Source organism: Mesorhizobium sp. M0030 (assembly GCF_040323695.1).
Classification (GTDB): Bacteria; Pseudomonadota; Alphaproteobacteria; order Rhizobiales; family Rhizobiaceae; genus Mesorhizobium.
Genome location: NZ_JAMYVE010000009.1, coordinates 147,692 through 172,930 on the forward strand (window position 1 = coordinate 147,692; position 25,239 = coordinate 172,930).

The 25,239-nt window shown below is 62.0% G+C and carries 24 protein-coding genes and 1 tRNA gene; 14 read left to right on the top strand and 11 right to left on the bottom strand.

Annotated elements, in window-relative coordinates:
• Positions 1-139 precede the first annotated feature (139 nt).
• From NKJ80_RS19125 to NKJ80_RS19135, 3 genes are read left to right on the top strand one after another with little or no spacing between them, the layout of a single operon-like run.
• Positions 140-1,345, top strand: coding sequence for a pilus assembly protein TadG-related protein (locus NKJ80_RS19125; protein WP_460221606.1), 1,206 nt, complete (start codon positions 140-142; stop codon positions 1,343-1,345).
• 19 nt (positions 1,346-1,364) lie between these two features.
• Positions 1,365-1,790, top strand: coding sequence for a TadE/TadG family type IV pilus assembly protein (locus NKJ80_RS19130; RefSeq protein WP_245260130.1), 426 nt, complete (start codon positions 1,365-1,367; stop codon positions 1,788-1,790).
• A complete protein-coding gene (locus NKJ80_RS19135) occupies positions 1,780-2,190 on the top strand; it encodes a TadE/TadG family type IV pilus assembly protein (protein ID WP_023708223.1) in 411 nt (136 codons plus the stop codon). The genes NKJ80_RS19130 and NKJ80_RS19135 overlap by 11 nt, the downstream gene beginning before the upstream one ends.
• A 278-nt stretch (positions 2,191-2,468) precedes the next feature.
• Here NKJ80_RS19135 and NKJ80_RS19140 read toward each other — a convergent pair.
• Together NKJ80_RS19140 and NKJ80_RS19145 are read right to left on the bottom strand one after the other, a co-directional pair.
• A tRNA-Arg gene (locus NKJ80_RS19140) sits at positions 2,469-2,545 on the bottom strand.
• A gap of 106 nt (positions 2,546-2,651) precedes the next feature.
• Positions 2,652-3,815, bottom strand: a complete 1,164-nt coding sequence (locus NKJ80_RS19145; protein WP_023714991.1) for a M20 aminoacylase family protein — start codon at positions 3,813-3,815, stop codon at positions 2,652-2,654.
• Positions 3,816-4,048: 233 nt separating this feature from the next.
• On the opposite strand from NKJ80_RS19145, the gene NKJ80_RS19150 reads away from it, so the two are divergent.
• Complete coding sequence (locus NKJ80_RS19150) at positions 4,049-5,227, top strand: D-alanyl-D-alanine carboxypeptidase family protein (RefSeq protein ID WP_023833389.1); 1,179 nt, start codon at positions 4,049-4,051, stop codon at positions 5,225-5,227.
• 3 nt (positions 5,228-5,230) lie between these two features.
• Positions 5,231-6,334, top strand: a complete 1,104-nt coding sequence (locus NKJ80_RS19155; RefSeq protein WP_023833388.1) for a CobW family GTP-binding protein — start codon at positions 5,231-5,233, stop codon at positions 6,332-6,334.
• Positions 6,335-6,346: 12 nt separating this feature from the next.
• Here the strand turns inward: NKJ80_RS19155 and NKJ80_RS19160 are convergent, their stop codons facing one another.
• From NKJ80_RS19160 to NKJ80_RS19180, 5 genes are all read right to left on the bottom strand, one after another.
• Positions 6,347-6,595, bottom strand: a complete 249-nt coding sequence (locus NKJ80_RS19160; RefSeq protein WP_027050749.1) for a sulfurtransferase TusA family protein — start codon at positions 6,593-6,595, stop codon at positions 6,347-6,349.
• Positions 6,596-6,655: 60 nt separating this feature from the next.
• Positions 6,656-7,951, bottom strand: coding sequence for a L,D-transpeptidase family protein (locus NKJ80_RS19165; RefSeq protein ID WP_352498132.1), 1,296 nt, complete (start codon positions 7,949-7,951; stop codon positions 6,656-6,658).
• A gap of 234 nt (positions 7,952-8,185) precedes the next feature.
• Positions 8,186-9,136 carry an acetyl-CoA carboxylase carboxyltransferase subunit alpha gene (locus tag NKJ80_RS19170; protein WP_023685389.1) on the bottom strand — a complete coding sequence of 317 codons (951 nt, stop codon included), beginning with the start codon at positions 9,134-9,136 and terminating at the stop codon, positions 8,186-8,188.
• Positions 9,137-9,224: 88 nt separating this feature from the next.
• Positions 9,225-10,136: a site-specific tyrosine recombinase XerD gene (locus NKJ80_RS19175; protein ID WP_352498133.1), complete on the bottom strand. Its 912-nt coding sequence runs from the start codon at positions 10,134-10,136 to the stop codon at positions 9,225-9,227.
• A 21-nt stretch (positions 10,137-10,157) separates the two neighbouring features.
• A complete protein-coding gene (locus NKJ80_RS19180) occupies positions 10,158-10,310 on the bottom strand; it encodes a hypothetical protein (RefSeq protein WP_023804521.1) in 153 nt (50 codons plus the stop codon).
• Positions 10,311-10,482: 172 nt separating this feature from the next.
• On the opposite strand from NKJ80_RS19180, the gene NKJ80_RS19185 reads away from it, so the two are divergent.
• From NKJ80_RS19185 to NKJ80_RS19195, 3 genes are read left to right on the top strand one after another with little or no spacing between them, the layout of a single operon-like run.
• Positions 10,483-11,094: a shikimate kinase gene (locus NKJ80_RS19185; RefSeq protein ID WP_023670667.1), complete on the top strand. Its 612-nt coding sequence runs from the start codon at positions 10,483-10,485 to the stop codon at positions 11,092-11,094.
• Entirely contained in the window at positions 11,091-12,224 is a 1,134-nt protein-coding gene (aroB, locus tag NKJ80_RS19190) for a 3-dehydroquinate synthase (RefSeq protein WP_352498134.1), read from the top strand. Before NKJ80_RS19185 ends, aroB begins: the two co-directional genes overlap by 4 nt.
• Entirely contained in the window at positions 12,221-13,117 is an 897-nt protein-coding gene (locus NKJ80_RS19195) for an HlyC/CorC family transporter (protein ID WP_023670669.1), read from the top strand. Before aroB ends, NKJ80_RS19195 begins: the two co-directional genes overlap by 4 nt.
• A 41-nt stretch (positions 13,118-13,158) precedes the next feature.
• On the opposite strand, the gene NKJ80_RS19200 is transcribed toward NKJ80_RS19195, so the two are convergent.
• From NKJ80_RS19200 to NKJ80_RS19210, 3 genes are read right to left on the bottom strand one after another with little or no spacing between them, the layout of a single operon-like run.
• On the bottom strand, positions 13,159-14,709 hold the full coding sequence (locus NKJ80_RS19200; RefSeq protein ID WP_352498135.1) for a SpoVR family protein: 1,551 nt from the start codon (positions 14,707-14,709) through the stop codon (positions 13,159-13,161).
• A 9-nt stretch (positions 14,710-14,718) separates the two neighbouring features.
• Entirely contained in the window at positions 14,719-16,026 is a 1,308-nt protein-coding gene (locus NKJ80_RS19205) for a YeaH/YhbH family protein (RefSeq protein WP_352498136.1), read from the bottom strand.
• Between the two features lie 17 nt (positions 16,027-16,043).
• Positions 16,044-17,993: a PrkA family serine protein kinase gene (locus NKJ80_RS19210; RefSeq protein WP_023685367.1), complete on the bottom strand. Its 1,950-nt coding sequence runs from the start codon at positions 17,991-17,993 to the stop codon at positions 16,044-16,046.
• 266 nt (positions 17,994-18,259) lie between these two features.
• Here NKJ80_RS19210 and NKJ80_RS19215 point away from each other — a divergent pair, with 266 nt between their 5' ends.
• Both NKJ80_RS19215 and NKJ80_RS19220 read left to right on the top strand, forming a co-directional pair.
• Positions 18,260-18,418 (top strand): alpha/beta hydrolase family protein, encoded by a 159-nt coding sequence (locus tag NKJ80_RS19215; protein WP_352498137.1) that lies wholly within the window; start codon positions 18,260-18,262, stop codon positions 18,416-18,418.
• Between the two features lie 112 nt (positions 18,419-18,530).
• The gene (locus NKJ80_RS19220; RefSeq protein ID WP_352498138.1) at positions 18,531-20,084 is read left to right on the top strand and encodes an acetolactate synthase large subunit; all 1,554 of its coding nucleotides are present in this window, start codon (positions 18,531-18,533) and stop codon (positions 20,082-20,084) included.
• A gap of 11 nt (positions 20,085-20,095) precedes the next feature.
• Here NKJ80_RS19220 and NKJ80_RS19225 read toward each other — a convergent pair whose 3' ends face one another.
• Positions 20,096-20,398, bottom strand: coding sequence for a BolA family protein (locus NKJ80_RS19225; RefSeq protein WP_352498139.1), 303 nt, complete (start codon positions 20,396-20,398; stop codon positions 20,096-20,098).
• A 168-nt stretch (positions 20,399-20,566) separates the two neighbouring features.
• Here NKJ80_RS19225 and NKJ80_RS19230 point away from each other — a divergent pair, with 168 nt between their 5' ends.
• The 4 genes from NKJ80_RS19230 (at position 20,567) to NKJ80_RS19245 (ending at position 25,238) form a co-directional block, all read left to right on the top strand.
• Entirely contained in the window at positions 20,567-21,196 is a 630-nt protein-coding gene (locus NKJ80_RS19230; RefSeq protein ID WP_032887126.1) for a J domain-containing protein, read from the top strand.
• Positions 21,197-21,319: 123 nt separating this feature from the next.
• Entirely contained in the window at positions 21,320-22,306 is a 987-nt protein-coding gene (gene cobS, locus NKJ80_RS19235; protein WP_023670677.1) for a cobaltochelatase subunit CobS, read from the top strand.
• An 11-nt stretch (positions 22,307-22,317) separates the two neighbouring features.
• Entirely contained in the window at positions 22,318-24,216 is a 1,899-nt protein-coding gene (cobT, locus tag NKJ80_RS19240) for a cobaltochelatase subunit CobT (RefSeq protein ID WP_023706318.1), read from the top strand.
• Complete coding sequence (locus tag NKJ80_RS19245; protein WP_352498140.1) at positions 24,213-25,238, top strand: esterase-like activity of phytase family protein; 1,026 nt, start codon at positions 24,213-24,215, stop codon at positions 25,236-25,238. Before cobT ends, NKJ80_RS19245 begins: the two co-directional genes overlap by 4 nt.
• The last annotated feature ends 1 nt before the right edge of the window (position 25,239 follow it).

Below are 25,239 nucleotides of genomic sequence, written 5' to 3' on the forward strand. Positions count from 1 at the left end.
TTGCGCGGTCGCTGCAACTTGCGCCTAGCTAGCCCGTTCGACTACGTCGAATCGGAATGGAGTTTTTAGACATTCGTTTATCTATTCGTGGTTTCTAATACATATGGCATCCAACGCGTTCACCCGGATTTGGTTTGCTTTGAGCCGCCTAAGGCGCGCCACGAACGGTAACGTTGCCGTCATCGTTGCCTTCACCTTGCCGGTCGTGGTTGGCGGCGCCGGCCTCGGTGTGGAGACATCCTTTTGGTATTACAGCAGCCTTAAGCTGCAGGCCGTTGCCGATGCCGCGGCCTATGCCGGCGCGCTCGAGAAAGTCGCGGGTTCCGATAACCCGACCATCATCGCCGCCGCCACGCAGTCCGCGACCTCGAACAATTTTGCCACGCCGGGCACGATCCAGGTCAACACGCCGCCATTGTCCGGCCCGAACACCGCGAAGAAGGCAGTGGAGGTCATCGTCAAGCAGAACCTCGACCGCTACTTCACGGCGATTTTCAACCAGGCGCCCGTTGCCGAACAGGCAAGGGCGGTGGCGCTGATCAATGACGCCTCCAAAGCTTGCGTGCTGGCGCTTAGTCAGTCGGCCTCCCAGGCTGCGCTCTTTTCCGGCAACACCACCGTCAACCTCACCGGCTGTTCGGTCATGTCGGACTCGATTGCCTCGGACGCCATAAAGACGCAGGGCTCGGCGGTGCTCAAGGCCGACTGCCTGATCACGGTCGGCGGCATGGTGCTGAACAATCCGGCGACCACGGTCTGCAAGTCCAACATCACCCAAGCCTTGCCGGCAGCCGATCCTTTCTCCAGCTTGGCGGCGCCGACGGCCGGGAACCCGTGCAAGTCTGTCAACGGCAACAAGACGTCGCAAACACTCCAGCCTGGCACCTACTGTAGCGGCATGAGCCTCAGCGGCAACGTCACCCTGCAGCCCGGCGTCTACGTCGTGCAGGGCGGTATGAAGGTCAACGCCAACGCGGTCGTCGCGGGCAGCGGGGTAACCATCTTCATGGCAGGCAGCAACACTGTCAGCATGAACGGCAACGCCAAGGTGACGCTGAGCGCGCCTACCTCCGGAGCCTATTCCGGCGTGCTGTTCTATGGCGACAGGACCGGGACTGCGGCGCAGAGCACCTTCAATGGCACAGCGGACTCGCTTTTGACCGGCGCCATCTATTTTCCCAGGCAGCAGGTCAACTACCTTGGCAACTTCTCGGGGAACGGTGGCTGCACTCAGGTCGTCGCCGACACCATCCAGTGGTCCGGCAGTACGACCATCAAGCAGGACTGCACCAGCCTCGGGATGAAGAACATTCCGGCGACGCAATCCGTTCAGCTCGTCGAGTAGCGGGATGGGTGGGCGGACCTTGCGCATTGTCCTGGACAAATCCGGGATAGCTGCCGTCGAGTTTTCCATGTTGCTGCCCATCCTGTGCCTCGTCTGCCTCGGCATCGCCGACGGCTGGTCCTACGTAACGAGTTACCTGCAGATGCGCGCGGGCGTTAAAACCGCGGCCAATCTCGTAATGGCCGGCGCGTCCAATGACACCGGAACGCAGGCGGTCGCGCTTTCGAGCTGGAACGACAAGCCCGAGGACGCCGCGGTCGTACTGGTCCGCTCCTATTTGTGCGGCGCCACGGTCGTGGATGCGACCACCATTTGCGGCGGAACGAAGCTGCCGACCGTCTTCGTCCAGATAACGGCGACGGGCACCTGGGTGCCCCCGTTTAACTTCGGTGTCTTCCCGGACCCGCGCGCGATCAGTCATCAGCAGGTGATCCGTGTCCGCTGAAAGGATCGGATCCAGGTGGCGCCGTGACTGCTCCGGCGCAGCCGGGCTGGAATTCGCCTTGATCGCGCCTTTCCTGGTGATGCTTTTGTTCGGAATCTTCGCCTTCGGCTGGGCCATGAATGCCGTGTCGACCGTCCGCTATACACTGGAAACCTCTTCCCGGGCGCTGCAGCTGAACAACACGCTTTCGCAGAGCGACATCCAGGCCATCGCCACGCAGAAATTGGTGAACCTGGGTCTGAAGAACGTCATTGTGACGATCGCGACCGACCCTGCCAGCGGCGGTTTCAAGATGGCGCATCTGACCGCCAGCTATGCCTTCGTCATCGCTTTCCCGTATTTCGACCAGTATCCGATAAATTACGCCACGACCGTCACGGTGCCCCTGGTTGCCAGCTAGGATACGGCCGGCTTCGTTGAGTTGGCGGCGCCGAACTCAGACCGTAACGGATCGACTGGGAACCATCGCTCGATCTGGAATTGTACTTGCAAGAGGTCGATTCTCTTCGCGGGTGTAGATGCTTAAAGCTCGCTCCTGAGACCTCAGGGATGGACTTTTTCTATGGAACTAAAGTCAGGCTGCTTGCTTGGTCGCGTCCGTGAAAATCACCGAAAACCAGTCCATCAGTGCTGCAACATGCCGACAGGCTATCTCAGTCACCAAGCCTTTGATCTTGCTGGTGATCCCGACAGGAATCGAACCTGTGACCTACAGATTAGGAATCTGCCGCTCTATCCTACTGAGCTACGGGACCACGCGGCCCGACACATAGCCGCTTCCGATCGTTTCGCCAAGAGGCTCGCCGAAGGCAATGAAGAGGCCGGCCGAAGGCTAATCGGCCGGCCTTTCGTCGGGGCAGGTCAGGCTGCCAGCGCCGTTTCGGCCAGTTTCACCCAGTAGCTCATGCCGTGCGGTATGACTTCGTCGTTGAAGTCGTAGGCCGGATGATGGAGGCCGGCGGTCTCGCCATTGCCGATGAAGATGAAGGCGCCAGGTCGGGCTTCCAGCATGTAGGAGAAGTCTTCGCCGCCCATCACCGGCTGGATGGCGCGGTGGACCTGGGTGTCGCCGGCGACATTTGCCGCGACATCGCCGGCAAAGACCGTTTCTTCCGGATGATTGAAGGTCACGGGATAGTTGGCGTCATAGTCGACAGTGATCGTCGCGCCGAAGGCGGTGGCTATTCCTTCGCAGATGGTGCGGATGCGCTCTTCCGATTTCTTGGCGATCTCTTTCTTCAGTGTGCGCACCGTGCCGGCAATCTCGGCGGTCTCGGGAATGACGTTGTACGCGTCGCCGGCGTGGAACTTCGTCACCGAAACCACCACGGCCTCGACCGGATCGGTGCTGCGCGAAGCGACCGTCTGCAGGGCGCCGACCAGCTGGCTGGTGATGACGATCGGGTCGATCGTGCCGTGCGGCATCGCCGCATGGCCGCCGCGGCCCTTGACCGTGATGGTGAACTCGGCGGTCGCCGCCATGATGGGACCCGGCCGGATGGCGAACTGGCCCACCGGCAGGCCCGGCATGTTGTGCATGCCAAAGACGCGCGAAATGTCAAAACGCTCCATCATGCCGTCCTTGACCATCTCGTTGCCGCCGCCGCCGCCCTCTTCGGCTGGCTGGAAGATAACCGCGACCGAACCGGCGAAATTGCGCGTTTCGGTCAGATATTTGGCGGCGCCCAAAAGCATCGCCGTATGGCCGTCATGGCCACAGGCGTGCATTTTGCCGGGAACGGTCGAGGCATAGGGCTTGCCGGTGATCTCGTTGATCGGCAGCGCGTCCATGTCGGCGCGCAAGCCGATGGTCGCGCCTTGCCCCTTGCGGCCATGGATGATGCCGACCACGCCGGTCTTGCCGAGGCCCGTCACCACGTCGTCGCAGCCGAATTCCTTCAGCTTCTCGGTGACGAAGGCGGCGGTCTTGAAGACATCGAAATTCAGTTCTGGCGTCTGGTGCAGATGGCGTCGCCAGCCGGCAACTTCATCCTGCATCTCGGCGGCGCGGTTGAGAATCGGCATAATGGTTCCATCTCGCTGTTGGAGCAGACGATCTGGCCTGCTTGATTGCAATTGTGATTGCCATGCTTGTTGCCATCTTGGCACTTTGCCATCTTGGCGTCACATAGGGTAAATAGCACCCCAGACAATGTGATCCGGAAATTGAGGGCCGGATCAGGTCATGCTGGCCATCGCGTAACGAAATCTTACGGAGCCAGGGGCGACTACGGCAAGAGGCGATTTCGGATTCCATGATGCGGCACAGCCATATCCTCAAATTACTGCTAACGGGCGGCTTGGCGCTACCCATGCTGGCTGGGCCAGCTTTGGCCAATCCGGTGATCCTGTTCGACCTCAACAGCGGCAAGGTTCTGCAGCACCAGGACGCCTTCAAGCGCTGGTATCCCGCTTCGCTGAGCAAGCTGATGACCGCCTATGTCACCTTCCGGGCGATTGCCGCCGGCGAGGTCCAGCTCGATTCACCGATCAAGGTGACCAAGCATTCGGCGGGCGAACCGCCCAGCAAGATGGGCTTCAAGCCGGGCTCGGTGATGCGGCTCGACAATGCGTTGAAGATGATGCTGGTCAAATCGGCCAACGATATCGCCATGGCCATCGGCGAAAACATAGGCGGCTCGCAGTCCGGATTCGCCGTTCGCATGAATGCGGAGGCGGCGCGGCTCGGCATGACCGGAACGCATTTCGTCAATCCGAACGGACTGTTTTCGCCGGAGCAGTATACGACGGCGCGCGATCTTGCCCTGCTGGTGATGGCGATCCGCAAGGAATTCCCGCAATACGCCCCCTGGTTCTCGATCGAAGGCCTTGCCGTCGGCAAGAAGGCGATCTCCAACTACAATCTCTTGATCGGGCGCTATCCCGGCGCCGACGGCATGAAAACCGGGTTCGTCTGTCCCTCGGGCTTCAACATGATCGGCTCGGCGACACGCAATGGCCGCACGCTGGTCGCGGTCGTGCTCGGCGAAAAATCGGCGATCAGCCGTGCCGAGACCGCCGCCAGGCTGCTCGACCAGGGCTTTGCCACGCCCGACCCGAACTGGCTCACGGTCGCGGCCATGCCTTCCTATGGCGATACAATGTCACCCAACGACATGCATGATGAGATCTGCAAGAAGAAGGCGCCGCACGAGCAGTCCGAGGCGGCTCCGCCGGTGGCCGCGAAGGGTGCCGACGTGCCGAAATCGCCCTATCAGGAAAAGCTCGACCACGTGCCGACGCTGGTTGCCGTGGGCCTCGGCGGCGCCACCGGGCCGGCGCCGAAGGCGATGCTCGACCAGGGCGGCCAGGAATTCGCCGATGTGCCGCTGCCGAGCTGGCGGCCAGACATTCCGGCGCCAAAGGGCGCCGAACCGGCCGTGGTGGGCCAGGCAACCGCGGTGCAGGGCGACCAGCTGGTCAAAGCCGCGAACTAGGCGATGGCTGGCTTTCCGATACCCGTCACGGTGGTCACCGGCTTCCTCGGCGCCGGCAAGACGACATTGCTCAACCGGCTGCTCAAAGATCCGGCACTGGTCGACACGGCCGTCATCATCAACGAATTCGGTGAGGTGGCGATCGACCACCTTCTGGTCGAGCAGGCCTCGGACGGCATCATCCAGTTGTCCGACGGCTGTCTGTGCTGCACGGTGCGCGGCGAACTGGTCGATACGCTGGCTGACCTCGTCGACCGGCTGCAGACCGGCCGTATCGCCCGCCTTGCCCGCGTCATTGTCGAAACCACCGGGCTCGCCGATCCGGCGCCGGTGCTGCAGTCGATCATGGCGCATCCCGCCCTTGTGCAGGCCTTCCGACTTGATGGCGTCATCACGCTGGTCGACGCGGTCAACGGCAATGCGACGCTCGACGGCCATGTCGAGGCGGTCAAGCAGGTGGCGGTCGCCGATCGCATCGTGCTGACCAAGGTCGATCTGGCCAGCGATCCCGGCGACGTCGATGCTTTGCGAACGCGACTCCATCAGCTCAATCCAGGCGCCGTGGTGCTGGACGCCGGCGACGGCCGAACCGGCGTCACGGCGCTGTTCGATTGCGGCCTCTACAATCCGGCGACCAAATCCGCCGATGTCCGGCGCTGGCTCGGCGAAGAAGCCGCCCATGAGCACCACCATCATCATGATCATGACCACGGCGAGCATGAGCACCACCACCGCCACGATTCCCGCGTGCGCTCCTACTCGCTGGTCCATGACGGCCCGGTGCCGTTTTCGGCGATCGAGATGTTCCTCGACCTGCTGCGTTCTGCGCATGGCGACAAGCTTTTGCGGATGAAGGGCGTCATCGAGCTTGCGGAGGACCCGTCGCGGCCGCTTGTCGTCCACGGGGTGCAGAAGATCCTGCATCCGCCGGCGCGGCTGCTGGCCTGGCCGGACGGCCAACGCGGCACCAGGCTGGTGCTGATCACGCTCGATATGCCGGAAGATTATGTGCGCCGGCTGTTTTCCGCCTTCACCAACCGGCCGTCGATCGACACGCCGGATCGCGCGGCGCTGGAGAGCAATCCGCTGGCGATAGCCGGGGGCTGATTGTCAGGCTCGCTATGCGCCGCGTTCGACCAGGAAGCGGTGGCCGCCGCTGACGGCTGATGTTTCAACAAGCTGGTGGCCAGCGTCGGCGCAAAAGGCGGGGATGTCGATGACCGCCAGCGGGTCGGTGGTCTCCAGCCAAAGCCGGCTGCCCGGCTGCATTGCCGCCAGGCGTTTTTTCGCCTTGAGAACGGGCAGGGGGCAGTTCAGGCCCTTGAGGTCATAGATCGCGGTGTGATTTGTTTGTTTGTCTTCATGCATGTCTTTGTCCCAAAACCGCTGCGCACTTTTGGGCGACATGCATCGGCAAGGCGAAAAACCTCAGCCGCCGAACATGCCTAGCAGCTTGTTCTTGATCTTCGACATCCGGCTTTCGTCCGCCGGCGGTTCTGCAGGCACCGCCTCGACGCTCGCAGTGGCGACCGGCTGCTGGGGGGCCTGCTTGGCTGCTTCCTTTTCGGCCAGCGCTTGGGCCTTTGCGGCTTGCTTTTCAGCCAGTGCCTGGGCCTTGGCGGCTTTCGCAGCCTCGATGGCAGCAACCCGCTGTTCCTCGGCCTTGCGCTTGGCTTCCTTCTCTGCGTCCAGCGCCGCCATCTTGCGGCCGGCGGGCGAATCGATGCGGCCCATGCGCGCCGTCTCGGTCAGCGTGCCGTCGGAATTCAGCGACGGCGGTTCGATCGGCACGCGCTCGCCCCGGGCGCGGCGCTTCGACCATTCGGAAACGATGGCGGCTTCCTTGATGCCGGCAATGGTCGGCTTGGGCGCCGGCACGCTGGCTTTGACCGCGCCGGTGAAGGCCGCGTCATAGCTGCTTTGATAGGCGTTGAGTGCGCTCTTCAGCGAATCCGGCTGCGTGGTCGCCGGGCAGGCGCCGGTCGGATCGAATGTCGTGCCCTCGGGCGCCACCTGGTTGAAGACATAGCGCTTGTCGCAGACATCGACTTTCGGCGGCACCTTGGTGATCTCGAAATTGTCGTAACCGACCTTCAGCATCTTCCAGAACTCATAGTTCGGGTCGTTGCGGTAACGCGCCATGTTGGCGGCGGTCATGCGGAATGGGAAGGCCTGGATCTGGAACTCGGTCTGGCCGCCCTGGAAGGCATCGCGACCAAAAGCGTAGATCTGCTCGATCTGCGGATCGGTCATCGAATAACAGCCCGACGACGAGCAGGCGCCGTGCACCATGAGATTGGCGCCGGTGCGGCCATTGGCACGGTCATAGGCGTTGGGATAGCCGATGTTGAAGGACAGGTGATAGTTCGAGCGCGGATTCATCTGCGACGGGCGGACCGTATAGAAACCTTCCGGCGCCTGGCGGTCGCCCTCGGTGTATTTCGGGCCGAGCTTGCCCGACCATTTGCAGATGTCGTAGCTGGCGACCATCTCGTAGCGGCCGGTGGTCTTGGCCTTCCAGATTTCGAGCTTGCCTTCTTCCTTGAAGATGCGGGCCATCACCGACGAGGTGCGGATCATGCCCTTGGCCTTCATGTCGGCCAGGATCTTGTCCGGCAGCGGCTTGCTGGCTTCCGGCGCAAAATTCTTCATCGAGGAATCGTTGCAGCCGGCAACGCCAAGCGCGGCGATCAGAAGTCCAGTGCGGGCAAGCTTGGTAAACATGGATACGGCTATGTCTTTTTCTCGCGTCACGGCCGGATAGCGCCCGGGCCTGCATGCTGAACACTGACGGACCCTAAGCCCGTTAACCTTGAAAATTCCTTACCGCAAGCGTCGGACGGCGCCCCCCACGGCAATTCGCCCGGTGTCACGGATTTTTTATTGAGCCGAATGCGGCGGCATTTTTGTGGCGAAATTGCTCCTTGACGCCACATTGCGGTGCGCTGCCGGCCAAAATCAGAGGCTGCGGCCCATCGCCAGATATTTTTCGCGGCGCTGTTCGCGAAAATCGGTGTTGGCGCCGGCAAAATCCTTCATTGTCTTGGCGATGAGGTCGCCGGTGGCGGCGATCACCGTTTCCGGCGCGCGCTGGGCGCCGCCGAGCGGCTCGGCAATGATGGCGTCGATGATCTTCATTTCCAGAAGGTCCTGGGCGGTGATCTTCATGTTGGTCGCCGCATCTTTCGAGCGCGTGGTGTCGCGCCACAGGATCGAGGCAGCGCCTTCCGGCGAGATCACCGAATAGATGGCGTGTTCCAGCATGTAGACGCGGTTGGCGGTGGCGATCGCAATGGCGCCGCCGGAACCGCCTTCGCCGATGACAACCGAAATCGATGGCACTTTGAGGCCGAGGCAGGCCGAGGTTGAGCGGGCGATGGCTTCAGCCTGGCCGCGTTCCTCGGCGCCAACGCCGGGGTAGGCGCCGGCGGTGTCGACCAGCGTCAGAAGTGGGATCTGGAAACGGTCGGCAAGTTCCATCAGCCGCACGGCCTTGCGGTAGCCTTCAGGGCGCACCGAGCCGAAATTGTGCTTGAGCCGGCTCGCCGTGTCGGAGCCCTTTTCCTGGCCGATGACGGCCACCGGTTCGCCGCGGAAGCGGGCGAAGCCGCCGATGATCGCCTGGTCCTCGCCGAAATTGCGGTCGCCGGCGAGCGGCGTGAAATCGCTGAACAGACCCTTGATGTAGTCGAGGCAATGCGGCCTGTCGGTGTGGCGCGCGACCTGCACCTTCTGCCACGGGGTCAGCGCCTTGTAGATGTCGCGCAGCGCGTCGCGCACGCGCTTCTCGAGCCGGCTGATTTCGTCGCCGACATCGACCGCCTCGCCATTCTCGGCAAGCTTCTTCAGCTCGAGGATCTTGAGTTCAAGGTCCTGCACCGGCTTTTCGAAATCGAGGTAATTGTACATTCTTGAGCGGACCGATGCGTCGGAAGGCAAACATCGCGCAGATGTAGGCTCCGCGCGGGCACGTTGCCCTCACATAGCGATATGAGGCCTAGTCGGCAAGCGGATGATGATCGTTGACCAGCCGCACCAACCGCTCTTCCAGCACATGCGTGTAAATCTGCGTGGTCGAGATATCGGCGTGGCCGAGCAGCTGCTGCACCGCCCTGAGATCGGCGCCGTTCTGCAGGAGATGGCTGGCGAAAGCATGGCGCAGCACATGCGGCGAAATTTTCGCCGCCGATATGCCGGCCCGCGCGGCAAGGCCTTTGAGGTCGCGGGCAAAGACCTGCCGGGAGAGAAAGCCGCTGTCGCCGGCGGCCGGGAACAGAAACGGGCTGTCGGCGAAAGCCGGCACCGACGCCCGGGCCGTGAGCCATGCCCGCATCGCCATGCGGGCCTTGGCCGACAGCGGCACCATGCGCTCCTTGTCGCCCTTGCCGCGCACCATGAAGAAGCGGTCGTCGCGCTGGGCGACGGTCACCGGCAGGCCGACAAGTTCGGAGACGCGCAGGCCGGTGGCATAGAGCACCTCGACCAAAGCGTGCAGGCGCAGTGCCGCCACCCGGTCGCCATTGACGCCATCGCCTGTCTCAAGCGCCGCACGGTCGAGCAGCCGACCGGTATCGGCCTCGCTTATCGTCTTGGGCAGCGGCCGGCCCTTTTTCGGACTGTCCAGCGTGCCGGTCGGGTCGTCGCCGCGCAAGCCCTCGGCGTAGAGAAACTTGAAGAACTGGCGGATCGCCGACAGTTTGCGCGCCTGCGACGTCGACGCAAAGCCGCGCGCCGCGATATCGTCGAGATAGGCGCGGATGTCGGCTGCGGCGGCAGCGGCAAGCCCGCCGGCAATCTGCTGCGAAGCGTCTTCGAGATCACGGCGGTAGGAAGACAGCGTGTTTGCAGCGGCACCGCGTTCGGCGCTCATCATCTCGAGAAAGGCTTCGATGCGAGCCGCGCTGTTCATGTTCCAGGGGTCAGTTTTGGGTCAGTTTTTCTTGGGGTTCAGCTTTTCCGGTGGAATGCGCACGGTCATTTCGGCTTTTTTCGGCTCGACGAACATCGCCAACGCCACCATCGTACCATAGGCAATGCCGGCAAGAATCATCATCGTCACGACAAAGCGGAACAGTGTCGGCATCAATCTTCGCCCGTCTTCTTGCTCTGCGATTCCAAGCCCTGTGTCCTTATGGGACGCTAATTCCGTCAATTCAAGGACGAAGGGCTCTGCGTGCGAAAGGCGCTATGCTTGACGCAAACGGGCTTTTGATGTCGATACGCCGGCAAAGACGGCTTAGAAACAGCATGGTCTCATGAACGCGTTACCAGCAAATCCTCCCGGCGATAGCCATGCCGCGCTGCTCGACAGGCTGGGCAGCCGCTCGATCGTCTTTGTCGGCCTGATGGGCGCCGGCAAGACGGCGATCGGCCGCAAGGTGGCGACGATGCTGTCGCTGCCCTTCGTCGACAGCGACCAGGAGATCGAAACCGTGTCGCGCATGACGGTGCCGGAACTGTTCGAACGCTATGGCGAGACCGAATTCCGGGCATTGGAGCAGCGCGTCATCCTGCGCGTGCTGGAGAGTGGGCCGCAGGTGCTGTCGACCGGCGGCGGCGCGTTCATGAATGCGCAGACGCGGGAAGCGATCGCCGGGCATGGCGTGTCGGTGTGGCTGAAGGCCGAGATCGACCTGTTGATGGAGCGCGTGTCCAAGAAGCAGAACCGGCCGTTGCTCAAAAGCGCCGATCCGCGCGCCGTGCTCGAGCGACTGATGGGCGAGCGCTACCCGGTCTATGCCACGTCCAACATCACCGTGCCGACACGCGACGACCGCAAGGAGGTCATTGCGACGGAGGTTGTCGACGCGCTGTGCGGGCATTTCGGCATTCCGGCTCCGACTGCGCCGGGCGAGGTGCGGCTGTGAGCGAACCGGTCACTGTCGAGGTCGGCCTTGGCGAGCGCGCCTATGACATCCTGATCGGCCCCGGCCTTTTGGCGCGCGCCGGCGCCGAGATTTCGCGCCGCCTGCCCGGCACGAGGGCGGCGGTGGTCACCGACGACAATGTCGCGGCGGCACATCTCGACGCGCTGAAGGCCGGTCTGGAAACACGCGGCATCCAGCCTGCCGTCATCACTTTGCCGGCCGGCGAAAAGACCAAGAGCTTTGCCCATCTCGAAGAGGTGGTCGACGGCGTGCTCGCCGCCAAGCTGGAGCGCGGCGATGTCGTCATTGCGCTCGGCGGTGGCGTCATCGGCGACCTCACCGGCTTTGCCGCCGGCATCGTGCGCCGCGGCATGAATTTCGTCCAGATTCCAACCTCGCTGCTGGCGCAGGTCGATTCCTCGGTCGGTGGCAAAACCGGCATCAACAGTCCGCGCGGCAAGAATCTGGTCGGCGTCTTCCACCAGCCGAAGCTGGTGCTGGCCGACACCGAAGTGCTCGACACGCTGCCGATCCGCGAATTTCGCGCCGGCTATGCCGAGCTTGCCAAATACGGATTGATCGACCGACCGGCGTTTTTCGCCTGGCTGGAAGCGAACTGGGAAAAGGTGTTCGCCGGTGGTGCGGAACGGGCGGAGGCGATCGCCGAGGCGTGCCGCGCCAAGGCCGATGTCGTCGCCCGCGACGAGTTCGAAACCGGCGACCGCGCACTGCTCAATCTTGGCCACACATTCGGCCATGCGCTGGAAGGCGCCACACAGTATGACGGCGCCCGCCTCGTCCATGGCGAAGGCGTGGCCATCGGCATGGCCTTGGCGCACCGTTTTTCCGCAAGGCTCAATCTGGCCAGCCCGGACGACGCGGCGCGCGTGGAGGCGCATCTTCGCGCCGTCGGTCTACCCTGGCGGATGGCCGACATCCCTGGTGAGTTGCCCGATGCCGAGGCGCTGCTTGGCTTCATCACCCAGGACAAGAAAGTGTCGCGCGGCGCGCTGACATTCATCCTTACGCGCGGCGTTGGCCAGGCTTTTATTGCCAAGGATGTACCGGCGTCGGAAGTGCTTTCGTTCCTCAGGGAGAACCACCCGGGCCAGGAAAGCCGGCAGCGATGATCAACGAGCCCGGCTGGACCGTCGTCGCCGTCCTTGCCATCCTCATCCTGCTGGTCCTGGCCGTGCGCACGCGCCTGCTTGCCATGTTCGGCTATGAGCTGTCGCGCATCGAGCCGCAGCGCTCGACACAGGACGAGTTGCGCGGCGCGGTCGACGATTTCCGCCGCGACGGCCAGATGGTGCGTGAGGACCGCGACCGCGTCGGCGGGCTGTTCGATCTCGCCGAGCTCGAAGTCTCCGACATCATGGTCCACCGCACCAATATGCGCTCGGTCAATGCCGACAATGGGCCGGAAGCCGTGGTGCGCGAGATCCTGCAAAGCCCGCACACCCGCATGCCGTTGTGGAAAGGCTCTCTCGACAACATTGTCGGCGTGCTGCACGCCAAGGACCTGCTGCGAGCGCTGAACGAGGTCGGCAACGACTTTTCCCGGATCGACGTGATGAAGATCGCTTCGAAGCCTTGGTTCGTGCCCGACACCACGACGCTGCAGGAACAGCTCAACGCCTTCCTGCGCGCCAAGGCGCATTTCGCTATCGTCGTCGACGAATATGGCGAGGTCGAAGGGCTGGTGACGCTGGAGGACATTATCGAGGAGATCGTTGGCGAGATCGCCGACGAGCACGATGTAGACATTCAGGGCGTGAAGCAGGAGGCGGACGGTTCCGTGGTCGTCGACGGCACCGTGCCGATCCGCGATCTCAACCGGGCGCTCGACTGGAACCTGCCTGACGAGGAAGCGACCACCATTGCCGGCCTGGTCATCCACGAGACGCAGTCGATCCCCGAGGAAAAGCAGGCTTTCACCTTCCACGGCAAGCGCTTCGTGGTGATGAAGCGCGACAAGAACCGGATCGCCAGAATCAGGATCAGGCCGGCGGGCGAATCTTAAAGGTACCGAGCAGGCCCGCCACATGACGCTCTTTGCCGAGCTTATGCCGCGATCTGGCTCGTAGACCGTTCGTGGATGGTCGCACCGGTTTGAGCGTCAACTGCGACCAGGCTGACCTCGTAGCCCCAGAGGCTGCGGACATGGCGGAGCGTCGCGTCACGGCTGGCCCCTTCGAGCACAACACCATCCTTTACCCTGTGTTGCAGCCGCAACTGCCGGTCGCCGAGCAGGTCGACATCAATCACCTGGATGTCCGGCCGATTCGCTCCAAGGTCGTAACTGTGGGCAAGCTGGGCGCGTATCTTGTTATAGCCACGTTCGTTGTGGATCGACGCGACTTCGAAATGCGGTTTGTCGGCTCCATCGCCAAGCACGAAGAACCGCCATTTTCGGATCAAGCTCGGGCTGAGGTACTGGCGGATAAAGGATTCGTCGCGGTGGTTGGCCCAGGCCTCAAGCAGGACCTCGCGCCAGTTGCCATGTCCTGCAATGTCCGGGAACCAGTCGCGGTCCTCCGCCGTCGGCTCGGTCGAAATGCGCTGTATGTCCTGCATCATGTCGAGGCCGAGGGCATAGGGATTGATGCCTGAAAACCGGGGATCGTCAAAGGCCGGCTGGAAGATCACGTTCGAATGGTTGCGCAGGATTTCGAGCATGGCACCTTCGCCGATCCGGCCACGATCGAATAGCATGTTCATGAGCGTATAATGCACGAAGGTGGCGCAGCCTTCATTCATCACTTGAGTCTGTCGCTGCGGGTAGAAATATTGCGCAATGACGCGGACGATCCTGATGATCTCGCGCTGCCAGGGTTCCAGGATCAGGCTGTTCTTCTCGAGGAAATAAAGGAGGTTTTCCTCGGGAAGGTTGAGCGATCTCTTGCGCTCCGCCATCCCTTGATCCTCATTGCCGGACTTGTTTTTGTTCTGCGACGGCGGCAGCGTGCGCCACAGATCGTTGTAGGAGCGCTCTTCGTATTCGAGGCGCTCGCGAAGCCCTTCGCGCTGTCGCTCCGACGAGAGCTTTGGCGGCCGGTGGTAGCGGAACACCCCTTGTTCCATCAGCGCATGGGCGGAATCGAGAATGGCCTCCACTGCTGCAAGGCCGTGCCGCTCCTCGCACCGGGCGATGTAGCCCTTGGCGAAGTCCAGATAACCCAGGATTGCCCCGGCGTCGGTCCATTGCTGAAACAGATGATTGTTCTTGAAGAAATGATTGTGGCCAAGCGCCGCGTGGGCCGTCACAAGGGCCTGCAACGCCATGGTGTTTTCCTCCATGAGGTAGACGATGCAGGGATTGGAGTTGATGACCAGTTCATAGGCCAGCCCCCGACCACCCTTACGGTAAAGAAGCTCCTGGTGAAGGAAATGTTTGCCGAACGACCAATGCCGATACATCAGTGGCATGCCGATAGATGAGTAGGCGTCGAGCATCTGCTGGGAGGAGATTATCTCCATCTGGACCGGGTAAGTATCGAGATGCAACTCGTCGACCGCGATCGCCTCGATCTCTTCAAAAGCCCGCGATAATTTCTCGAAATTCCAGTCGGAACCGGAAAACAACAAATTCGTTTCGTTGGCTCGCCTGACCATCTCTCTCTCTCAAGCGCTCTTGATGGCCACCGGCTGCCTGGCGAAGAGCCGGTGGAAGACCGGGTAAATATCCGCAGGAGCAGCGATGCGGCTCATCTGGAAGTTGGGCCATTTCAGCTCGATCGTACTGTAGGCGCGCCAAAGCGACGTCCCGTTTTCGGTAGCACCGAATATGTGGCTCTCGCGTTCGTCGATGATCTCGACATAGGCGAAATACTGGCACAGGCGCATGAGCTTGCGGTTCATGAGCTCTATGCATCGCTCGGAATCGGTGGTGAAATTGTCCCCGTCAGAGGCCTGCGCGGCGTAAATGTTCCACTCGCTGGCAGGATAGCGCTGGCCGATAATGCGGTGCATTTCGTCGAGCGCGGTGGAGACGATCGTACCGCCGCTCTGCGTGTTGTAGAAGAACGTGTCCTCATCCACTTCGTGCGCCTCATGGGTATGGCGGATGAAGACGATCTCCGTGCGTTCGTAGCGCCGTTTCAAGAACAGGTGCAGCAGCACGAAGAAGCGTTTGGCCAAGTCCTTTTCGCGTTGGCCCATCGATCCGGACACGTCCATAAGGCAGAACATGACGGCATTGGCATTCGGCACCGGCCGGGCGTCGAAGCGGTTGAATCGGATATCGACCGGATCGACAAAGGCAATTCGCCTGCGCCGTCGCTCCAGCCGGTCAAGCTCGTCGCGTAATTCCGCGATGCGCTGGCGCACCGCCGCGCCGGCCGGGGCCGACTCAAGCGTGACGATTTCCCGGAGGATCGCCTCCAGTTCCTGCTGCGTGGGGCGCCTCAGCGCAATGCGCCGGCCTAGGCTGTTGCGCATGGTGCGGCCGGCATTGATGTTGGTCGGGGAACCGGTTGCCGCGAAGCCGGCCCGGCGCGGCTTGAAGGCAAGGATTTCCTTGAGATTGAGCTTAACCAGGTCGGGCAGTTCGAGATCCTCAAAAAAGAGTTCGAGCACCTCCTCGCGTGACAGCACGAAACGAAAATCGTCTTCCGACGCCGTGTTTCCTGGCGACGACGCCGCGCCGCCCCCATGCGGCTTCGGGAGCAGGTCTCCAGGGGAAAAATGCCTGTTGCCCGGAAGGATGTGTCGGCGCCGTCCGCTGGCCCTGTCATCGTTGAAGCTCGGCTCGGCCGTTTTCCTTTCGGGCATGGGCACGGCGTGCTCGGTATCCACGTCGGCGATCCTGCCAGTGCGGATTTGATCGCGAATGCTCCGCTTCAACTCCTCGCGAGCACGCCTGAGGAAGCGCTGTCGATTGCCAAGGCTCTTGTCCTTGGGGTTCAGGCGACGGTCGATGAAGATCGGCATGGAACCATCCGGCTCTGTCAACCCGCCTTGTTCACCCGCATGTACCAGTCCACCAGCCGGCGTACCTGCCGTTCTGTGTAGCCACGCTCGATCATGCGCTGTACGAATTCGTTATGGCGCTTTTCCGTAACGCTGTCTTGCTTGGAGCCGAAGCTGATCACCGGCAAGAGGTCCTCGACCTGTCCGAACATCCGCTTCTCGATGACTTCGCGCAGTTTTTCATAGCTGGTCCATGACGGGTTGCGGCCGTGGTTTCTTGCGCGAGCGCGCAGAGTGAACTTCACCACCTCGTTACGGAAGTCCTTGGGATTGGCGATGCCTGCCGGTTTCTCGACCTGCGAAAGTTCGTTGTCCAGGATCTCCCGGTTGAGGATCTGGCCGGTGTCGGGGTCCTTGTAGTCCTGGTCCTCAATCCAGGCATCCGCATAGGCGATGTAGCGGTCGAAGAGGTTCTGGCCGTATTCGCTATAGGACTCCAGATAGGCCTTCTGGATTTCGTGGCCGATGAACTCGGCGTAGCGCGCCGCAAGCTCCGACTTGATGAATTCAAGATAGGCCGCTTCCGTTTCCTTCGGGAACTGCTCCCGCTTGATCGCCTCCTCCAGAATGTACATCAGATGCACAGGATCGGCGGCCACCTCCTCATTATCGAAGTTGAATGTCTGCGAAAGGATCTTAAAGGCAAAGCGCGTGCTGACGCCCGTCATGCCTTCATCGACGCCGGCGGCGTCGCGATATTCTTGGACCGACTTTGCCCTGGGATCGACTTCCTTCAGATTTTCGCCGTCATAGGCGCGCATCTTGGTGTAGAGCGGCGAGTTGTCGTGCTCGGCTAAGCGCGTCGAAACTGCAAAGCGGCTGAGGATGTCCAAAACTTCAGGGGCACAGGGGCTGGCGGCCAACTCGCTCTCACGCAGCAATTTCTCATAGATCTGCCTCTCTTCGGTGATCCGCAGGCAATAGGGTACCTTGACCACCAGGATGCGATCGAGAAACGCCTCGTTGTTCTTGTTGCTCTTGAACTGTTGCCATTCCGACTCGTTGGAATGGGCGACGATGATCCCCTGGTAGGGAAAGGCGCCGAAATTTTCAGTGCCGTTGTAGCTGCCTTCCTGTGTCGCGGTCAGCAGCGGATGCAGAACCTTGATGGGTGCCTTGAACATCTCGACGAATTCAAGCAGACCTTGCGTGGTCCGGTTCAGGCCACCGCTATAGGAGTAGGCATCGGGGTCGGACTGGCTAAAATTTTCCAATTGCCTGATGTCGACCTTGCCGACCAGGGCCGAGACATCCTGATTGTTCTCATCGCCAGGTTCGGTCTTGGCAATGCCGATCTGGCGCAGCCGCGAAGGCATCAGCTTGACAACGCTGAATTTGGAAATGTCGCCAGACAATTCGTCGAGGCGCTTGGCCGCCCATGGCGAAATCAATCCGTTCAGCCGGCGCCGGGCTATGCCGTATTTATCCTCTAGCAGATCACCCATGTGATCGGGATGGAACAGCCCAAGCGGCGACTCGAAAACTGGGCTGATCTGGTTGCCGACCTTCAGCGTGTAGATCGGGCGCTGCTCCATCAGTTTCTTCAGGCGCTCGGCCAGAGAGGATTTGCCGCCGCCGACCGGGCCGAGGAGATAGAGGATCTGCTTGCGTTCTTCGAGCCCCTGCGAGGCATAGCGGAAATACCCGGCTATGCGCTCGATCGTATCCTCCATTCCATAGAAGTCGGAAAAATGAGGGTAGACCTTGAGGGTCCGATTCGCGAAAATGCGGCCGAGCCGCTCGTCTTTGCTGGTGTCAACCAGTTTTGGTTCGCCGATTGCGTCGACCATCCTTTCGGGAGCCGAAGCGTACATCGATTTGTCTTCCCGACAGGCAAGAAGATACTGTTGGATGCTGACCTCTTCGTCCGCCGCATTGGCATAAATTTCCGAAAAAAGATCGAAGACGTCGGATTGGGTTGCACGCATGATGTTCTGCCCTCGGAGCCGATCTGGATTCCAATCGCCTCATCACCTTCAACTGTCGGAAAGCATTGTTGGTTCCCTTCACATGAAGGAGAGTGGCTGCAATCCGGGTAGAAGGCTTGGGAGGAAACATTCGGAGTGGCTGGAATGGCGGGTTGCCCGGTGCTGCGGCGCTGATGGGCGGCGTTGTCGCCGGCCAGCTATCTCGATGGACACAAGCATCCGCCGACCTTCATCGCCTATTCGCGCGCCGAAGGCTGCGACGACCAATGGAAGGCTTTGCCAAGCGCCTGCGCGCCACCGGCACTGAAGTGACGCTGTTCGACGGCAACGCCTACACGCATATGTCGATCAATCACGACTTCGGCGAGGACGTCGACGCGTTGACCGCCGCGATGCTGGCCTTCCTGAATGCGACCGTCGGTTGATCCCGGATCCCCGCGAGGCGTCCTGGATCAGACCAAAAGCCCCGGCGGGACATTGCCGACCCGGCGCCTACAGGTGCAATTGTTCCTGAATTGTCGATTGGGAAAGAAAATCATGAATGGCGCCGATCTGCTGTGCGACGTGCTCCTGGCCAATGACGTCACGGTCTGCTTCGCCAATCCTGGCACATCCGAAATGCATTTCGTTGCCGCACTGGACCGCAAACCTCAGATGCGTTGCGTGCTCGGCCTGTTCGAGGGCGTGGTGACCGGCGCCGCCGACGGCTATGCGCGCATGACCGACCGCCCGGCAGCAACGTTGCTGCATACCGGACCGGGTCTCGCCAACGGTTTGGCCAACATGCACAACGCAAGGCGTGCGCGCAGCCCGATGATCAACATTGTCGGCGACCATGCTTCTTACCATCTGCCGCTCGATGCCCCGCTGACCAGCGACATAGAAGGCCTGGCGTCGCCGATGTCGAACTGGGTTGGCCGCGTCAAGGGGCCGGCCGATATTGTGCCGGCCGCAGAGGCGGCTTTCCGCGCCTCACTCACGCCGCCTGGCGTCACGACGCTGATCCTGCCTGCGGATGCCGCCTGGGGCGAAGTTGCTGCGATTTCACCTGGCAAGGTGGAGCTGGAGCCGCCGCCCGCCGTCGACATGGCTGTTGTGCGCACGATCGCCGAAGCAATCCGCGCCGCGCCGGGCCGTGTCGTCATGGTGGTGCGTGGGCAGGCGGCGCGCGCCGATGGACTTGAAATCGCAGGGAGAATCTCATCGGGAAGCGATGTCAGGCTGTTCAGTGAGGTTCTGATCGCCCGCATGCAGCGCGGCCGCGGGCGGTTCGCCCCGACCCGCATTCCCTATCCGGTCGATGCGGCGACGGCCACGCTCCGGGATATCGATTTGCTGGTGCTGGTCGGCGCCAAGGAGCCGGTTGCCTTCTTCGCTTATCCCGGCAAGCCCGGGCGGCTGGTTCGGGACGATTGCAAGGTGCTTTCGCTGGCGGCGCATGGCCAGGATCTGAAAGCGGCGCTGGAGGCGCTGGCCGACGAGCTCGGCATCAAGCCGACGCAGCAATTCGCCGCCGCAACCGCCTTTCCAGACGAACCGACGCTGAGCGGCAGACTGACGGACGATGCCATCGCGCTGTCGGTGGCGCGCAAACTTCCGGCCAATGCCATCGTCTGCGACGAAGCGGTTACCTCGGCGAGACGGTTCTTCACGCTATCCGCCTTTGCGGCGCCGCACGACTACATGATGGGTACGGGCGGATCGATCGGCGGCGGCATTCCCATGGCTACCGGCGCGGCGATCGCCTGCCCGGACCGCAAGGTGATCAATCTCGAAGCCGACGGCAGTGGCATGTACACGGTGCAGGGACTGTGGACCCAGGCCAGGGAAAAGCTTGACGTCGTGACCATCATCTTTTCCAACCGGACCTACGCCATCCTGCATGGCGAAATGAAGAATGTCGGGGTCAATGAGATCGGCGAGAACGCTAGGCGCATGCTCGATCTCGACCATCCGGCGCTGGACTGGGTTGCGCTGGCCAAAGGCATGGGCGTCGAGGCGGCCCGCGCCGACACGTGCGAGCGGTTCGACGCGCTGCTCGACAGTGCCCTGTCGCGTCCGGGACCGTTTCTCATCGAAGCGGTGATCTGAGGCGGAGAGACTTACCAACGGGTCTTTTCGCCGGGTGCAGCCGGTTCGATTGCCAGCGCATGGACGCCGGCTTGCAGCTCCGCTGCGAGCAATTCGTTGACGGCGCGGTGGCGGTCGATGCGGCTCATGCCGGCAAAGACGGATGAGACGATGCGGACGCGAAAATGCGTCTCGCCAGTGCCGTCATAGGCACCGTGATGGCCGGAGCCGTGGTGGTGATGACCGGCATGGAGATGGCTTTCATTGACGATCGCCAGCCGCTCCGGCGAAAACGCCTTGTTCAGCTTGTCTTCCATCGTCGCCTGTATGGACATCGCCATCTCCCTTCACCATATCTGCAAGGCGTGATCGGGAAATCGGGATCGATCCCGCCGGGCCGCCTCAAAAATCGCCATTCGCCCTGCTTTATGCCGCGATTCAGCGGTTAGGGCGATGATCGCGAAAATGTCAATTCTTGTTTCGCACGTGCGAACAGCCCATAAATGGGTGAGATGAAACCGTACCCCAAATATTTCGAGAAAATTCGGGTCCGTCCCGACAAGGATGCGGAGCTGAAGTCGCACTCGCCGATCTGCCAGTGGGACGGCTGCAAGGAGGCCGGTACTCACCGGGCGCCGGTCGGACGCATGAAGGAAGGCGAGTATTTTCAGTTCTGCTTCGATCATGTGCGCGAATACAACAAGGGTTTCAACTACTTCTCCGGCGTGCCGGACACCGAGATAGCCCGCTTCCAGAAGGAAGCGATGACCGGCCACCGGCCGACATGGAAGATGGGCGTCGCCGGCGCCTCGACGCGCTCCTCGCCCGATTTCGCCCAGCAGCGTTCCGGTCGCGCCGGCTATTACAACCGCATGCGCGATCCTTTCGACCTGTTCAAAGGGCCAAAGGACCCGCGCGAGGCGCGCGAACGCAAGGCCAAACCACTTGAGGCCAAGGCGCTGGAAACGCTTGGCCTTGATACAAAGGCGACTGGCAAGGACATCAAGGCGCGCTATAAGGAACTTGTGAAGCGCCACCATCCGGATGCGAATGGCGGCGATAGAGGTTCGGAAGACCGGTTCCGCGATGTGCTGCAGGCCTATCGCGTGCTCAAGCAGGCGGGTTTGTGCTGAGCAACCTAACGGTTCGTGTCGTTTTCCAACTTTCATAAGGGTGGAAAAGGCTCTAAGACCGCCCCCGGACAAAATCGATTGCCGGCGAAATCAGGCATTTCGCCCGTGGAGACTTGGATAGAGATGAACAAGGTCGATCGCGACATCGCCAATTTGCCCGACACGACGGTGTCGGTGAAAGACAAATTCGGCTTCGAGTCCAAGATGGTGGTGCCGGCCTATTCGGTGACCTCGGAACATGTGCCGGACATCGATCCGGACTATCTGTTCGACAAGGCGACGACGCTGGCGATCCTTGCCGGCTTTGCCTACAATCGCCGCGTCATGGTGTCTGGCTATCACGGCACCGGCAAATCGACCCATATCGAACAGGTCGCCGCCCGCCTTAACTGGCCCTGCGTGCGCGTCAACCTCGACAGCCATGTCAGCCGTATCGACCTCGTCGGCAAGGACGCCATCGTCGTCAAGGATGGCCTGCAGATCACCGAATTCCGCGACGGCATCCTGCCCTGGGCCTACCAGCACAATGTCGCGCTCTGCTTCGACGAGTACGATGCAGGCCGTCCGGACGTGATGTTCGTCATCCAGCGCGTGCTGGAATCGTCGGGCCGCCTGACGCTGCTCGACCAGAGCCGGGTCATCCGACCGCATCCGGCGTTCCGGCTGTTTTCGACCGCCAACACGGTCGGCCTCGGCGACACTACCGGCCTCTATCACGGCACGCAGCAGATCAACCAGGCGCAGATGGATCGCTGGTCGATCGTCACCACGCTGAACTACCTGCCGCACGACAATGAGGTGAACATCGTGCTGGCCAAGGCCAAGCACTATCGCGACGGCAAGGGCAAGGACATCGTCAACAAGATGGTGCGGGTCGCCGACATGACGCGCTCGGCCTTCATCAATGGCGATCTGTCGACCGTGATGAGCCCGCGTACCGTCATCACCTGGGCCGAAAATGCCGAGATCTTCGGCAATATCGGCATGGCGTTCCGGCTGACCTTCCTCAACAAGTGCGACGAGCTGGAGCGTTCGGTGGTGGCCGAGTTCTACCAGCGCGCCTTCGGCGAGGACCTGCCCGAGAGCGCCGCCAACGTGGTGCTGGGCTGAGCAGAGCCTCGATGGCGGGTCCGGGCGACAACACGCGCAACAAGTCGAAGACGGGGTCTGAAGCCGACAGCTTCAAGCGTGCCGTCACCGTCTGCATGCGCGCCATCGCCGGCGACAAGGAGCTCGAAGTCGGTTTCGCCAAGGACCGCCCGGCGCTCGCCGGCAGCCGCGCCCGTCTGCCCGAACTGCCGAAGAAAGCGTCCAAGACAGACATCGCGATTACTCGTGGCCTGGGCGATTCCATGGCGCTGAAGCGCGCCTGCCACGATCAGCGCATCCACACCAAACTGGCGCCGGAAGGCAAGCTGGCGCGCTCGATCTATGACGCCGTGGAACAGGCCCGCGTCGAGGCGATCGGCAGCCGCGCCATGCAAGGCGTCGCCGACAATATCGGCTCGATGCTGGAGGACAAATACGCCAAGGCCAACCTTGTCGACGTCAAGGACAAGGCCGACGCGCCGATCGAGGAAGCGCTGGCGCTGATGGTGCGCGAGAAGCTGACCGGGCGGCCGATCCCGAAGAGCGGCGAGCGTCTGGTCGACCTCTGGCGGCCCTGGGTCGAGGAAAAAGCCAAGGCCGATCTCGACGGACTGTCGGCCAAGCTTGGCGACCAGCAGGCCTTTGCCCGCGTCGTGCGCGAGATGCTTGCGTCCATGGAGATGGCCGAGGAACTCGGCGACGACCAGGAAACCGAAGACTCCGAGGACAATGACGACAACCAGCCGCAAGGCGAGGAGCAGAGCGAGGAGGGCGGTGAAGACGATTCCGGCTCCGAGCAGTCGCAGTCCGAGGATGCCGAGGCCTCGGCTGATGACGAACAGTCGTCCGAGACGGAGGCGTCCGACGCCACCGCCGACGATCTTTCCGACGATGACGATGCGGACGCCGAGACGCCGGGCGAGGCGCGCCGTAACGACAACCCCTTCGCCAACCTGCCGAAAGAGATCGACTACAAGGTTTTCACCACCGCCTTCGACGAGACGGTCGGTGCGGAAGAGCTGTGCGAGGAGGAAGAACTCGACCGGCTGCGCGCCTTCCTCGACAAGCAGTTGGCCAATCTCTCCGGCGTCGTCGGCCGGCTCGCCAACCGGCTGCAGCGCCGCCTGATGGCGCAGCAGAACCGTTCCTGGGATTTCGACCTCGAAGAGGGTTATCTCGATCCGGCACGCCTGGTTCGTGTCGTCATCGACCCGATGCAGCCGTTGTCGTTCAAGCAGGAGCGCGACACCAAATTCCGCGACACGGTGGTGACGCTGGTGCTCGACAATTCGGGCTCGATGCGCGGTCGGCCGATCACGGTTGCCGCCACCTGTGCCGACATTCTGGCGCGCACGCTGGAGCGCTGCGGCGTCTCGGTCGAGATCCTCGGCTTCACCACGCGGGCGTGGAAGGGCGGACAGGCTCGCGAGAAGTGGCTGAAGGACGGCAAGCCGCCGAACCCCGGCCGGCTCAACGATCTGCGCCACATCATCTACAAATCCGCCGATCATCCGTGGCGTCGCGCCCGGCGCAATCTCGGCCTGATGATGCGCGAGGGCCTGCTCAAGGAAAACATCGACGGCGAGGCGTTGTTATGGGCGCACAACCGGCTGATCGCCCGGCCCGAACAGCGCAAGATCCTGATGATGATCTCGGACGGCGCGCCGGTCGACGATTCGACGCTGTCGGTCAATCCTGGCAATTACCTCGAGCGGCATCTGCGCGCCGTCATCGAGCTGATCGAGACGCGCTCGCCGGTCGAGCTTCTGGCCATCGGCATCGGCCACGACGTCACCCGCTATTACAGGCGCGCCGTCACCATCGTCGATGCCGAGGAACTGGCCGGCGCCATGACCGAGCAGCTGGCCTCGCTGTTCGCCGAGGAAAACGTGCGCGATACACGCCGCGGCGGCTACCGGCGCGCCGGATGATTTTTTTGCGCGGCGGGTTTCGGCAGATGCTCTTCGCGGTCACTGCCTTGTTCGGCATGGCGTTTGCGCCGGCCATCGCCGCCGGCCCAAGCGCGGTCGAGCCGGTCGAAGTCTCGGCGCGGCCGATCACCACCTTCCATATCGGCAGCGCCGACAAGCAGTTTGGGCCGCTGGAATTCGTCGGCGGTCTTGAGATGAACTCGACGACGCGCGATTTCGGCGCGCTGTCGGCATTTCGGTTCGTCAAACCCGGCAGCGATTTCATCGGCGTCGCCGATACGGGCTTCTGGTTCTTCGGCTCTATCACCCATGATGCCGACAAGCGGCCGTCCGGCATCCAGAATTTCCGCATGCAGCAGATGGTCGATGAGAAGGGCCGGCCGATCGACAGGAAATGGGAAGTCGATGCCGAGGGCCTTGCAGTCAAGGACGGCATCGCCACCGTCGGCTTCGAGCGCGATCACCGCGTCGCCCAGTTCAAGATCGACCCCAGCAACATGACGGCGCCGTTCAAGCAACTGAACTTTCTGGTTCCAGCCCGCGAACTGCGACAGAACCGCGGTTTCGAGACCGTCACCCACGCCAATCCCAACGGCCAGCACGAGGGCGGCCTCGTCGTGGTCTCGGAAAAGAGCTTGGACAAGGCTGGCAACATCTATGCCGCCATCATCGAAGGGCCGCACAAGGGCGTCTTCACGGTCAAGCGCAACGGTGATTTCGACATCACTGACGGCGCCTTCCTGCCGGATGGCGACCTGCTGCTTTTGGAGCGCAGTTTCTCGATGGCCGGCGGTGTCAGGATGCGGCTAAGGCGCATCTATGGCGAAAGCGTCGAGAAGGGCGCGGTTGCCGACGGGCCGGTGCTGATGGAAGCCGACATGGGCTACCAGATCGACAATATGGAAGGACTCGACGTCTGGACCCGCGATGACAGAGCGCTGATGGTGTCGCTGATCTCGGATGACAACCATTCGATCCTGCAGCGCAACCTCTATCTGGAATTCATCCTGCACCAGGATTGAG

Excerpts from the sequence above, each read along its gene's own strand:
- NKJ80_RS19185 (WP_023670667.1), top strand. The coding sequence starts at position 10,483 with ATGAACGCGTTACCAGCAAATCCTCCCGGCGATAGCCATGCCGCGCTG.
- NKJ80_RS19210 (WP_023685367.1), bottom strand. The coding sequence starts at position 17,993 with ATGCGTGCAACCCAATCCGACGTCTTCGATCTTTTTTCGGAAATTTAT.
- NKJ80_RS19155 (WP_023833388.1), top strand. The coding sequence starts at position 5,231 with ATGGCTGGCTTTCCGATACCCGTCACGGTGGTCACCGGCTTCCTCGGC.
- cobT (WP_023706318.1), top strand. The coding sequence starts at position 22,318 with ATGGCGGGTCCGGGCGACAACACGCGCAACAAGTCGAAGACGGGGTCT.
- NKJ80_RS19175 (WP_352498133.1), bottom strand. The coding sequence starts at position 10,136 with ATGAACAGCGCGGCTCGCATCGAAGCCTTTCTCGAGATGATGAGCGCC.
- NKJ80_RS19225 (WP_352498139.1), bottom strand. The coding sequence starts at position 20,398 with ATGTCCATACAGGCGACGATGGAAGACAAGCTGAACAAGGCGTTTTCG.
- NKJ80_RS19220 (WP_352498138.1), top strand. The coding sequence starts at position 18,531 with ATGAATGGCGCCGATCTGCTGTGCGACGTGCTCCTGGCCAATGACGTC.
- NKJ80_RS19160 (WP_027050749.1), bottom strand. The coding sequence starts at position 6,595 with ATGCATGAAGACAAACAAACAAATCACACCGCGATCTATGACCTCAAG.
- NKJ80_RS19200 (WP_352498135.1), bottom strand. The coding sequence starts at position 14,709 with ATGGTCAGGCGAGCCAACGAAACGAATTTGTTGTTTTCCGGTTCCGAC.
- NKJ80_RS19150 (WP_023833389.1), top strand. The coding sequence starts at position 4,049 with ATGCGGCACAGCCATATCCTCAAATTACTGCTAACGGGCGGCTTGGCG.
- NKJ80_RS19145 (WP_023714991.1), bottom strand. The coding sequence starts at position 3,815 with ATGCCGATTCTCAACCGCGCCGCCGAGATGCAGGATGAAGTTGCCGGC.
- NKJ80_RS19170 (WP_023685389.1), bottom strand. The coding sequence starts at position 9,136 with ATGTACAATTACCTCGATTTCGAAAAGCCGGTGCAGGACCTTGAACTC.
- NKJ80_RS19165 (WP_352498132.1), bottom strand. The coding sequence starts at position 7,951 with ATGTTTACCAAGCTTGCCCGCACTGGACTTCTGATCGCCGCGCTTGGC.
- NKJ80_RS19245 (WP_352498140.1), top strand. The coding sequence starts at position 24,213 with ATGATTTTTTTGCGCGGCGGGTTTCGGCAGATGCTCTTCGCGGTCACT.
- NKJ80_RS19230 (WP_032887126.1), top strand. The coding sequence starts at position 20,567 with ATGGGTGAGATGAAACCGTACCCCAAATATTTCGAGAAAATTCGGGTC.
- NKJ80_RS19195 (WP_023670669.1), top strand. The coding sequence starts at position 12,221 with ATGATCAACGAGCCCGGCTGGACCGTCGTCGCCGTCCTTGCCATCCTC.
- NKJ80_RS19180 (WP_023804521.1), bottom strand. The coding sequence starts at position 10,310 with ATGCCGACACTGTTCCGCTTTGTCGTGACGATGATGATTCTTGCCGGC.
- NKJ80_RS19205 (WP_352498136.1), bottom strand. The coding sequence starts at position 16,026 with ATGCCGATCTTCATCGACCGTCGCCTGAACCCCAAGGACAAGAGCCTT.
- NKJ80_RS19215 (WP_352498137.1), top strand. The coding sequence starts at position 18,260 with ATGGAAGGCTTTGCCAAGCGCCTGCGCGCCACCGGCACTGAAGTGACG.
- cobS (WP_023670677.1), top strand. The coding sequence starts at position 21,320 with ATGAACAAGGTCGATCGCGACATCGCCAATTTGCCCGACACGACGGTG.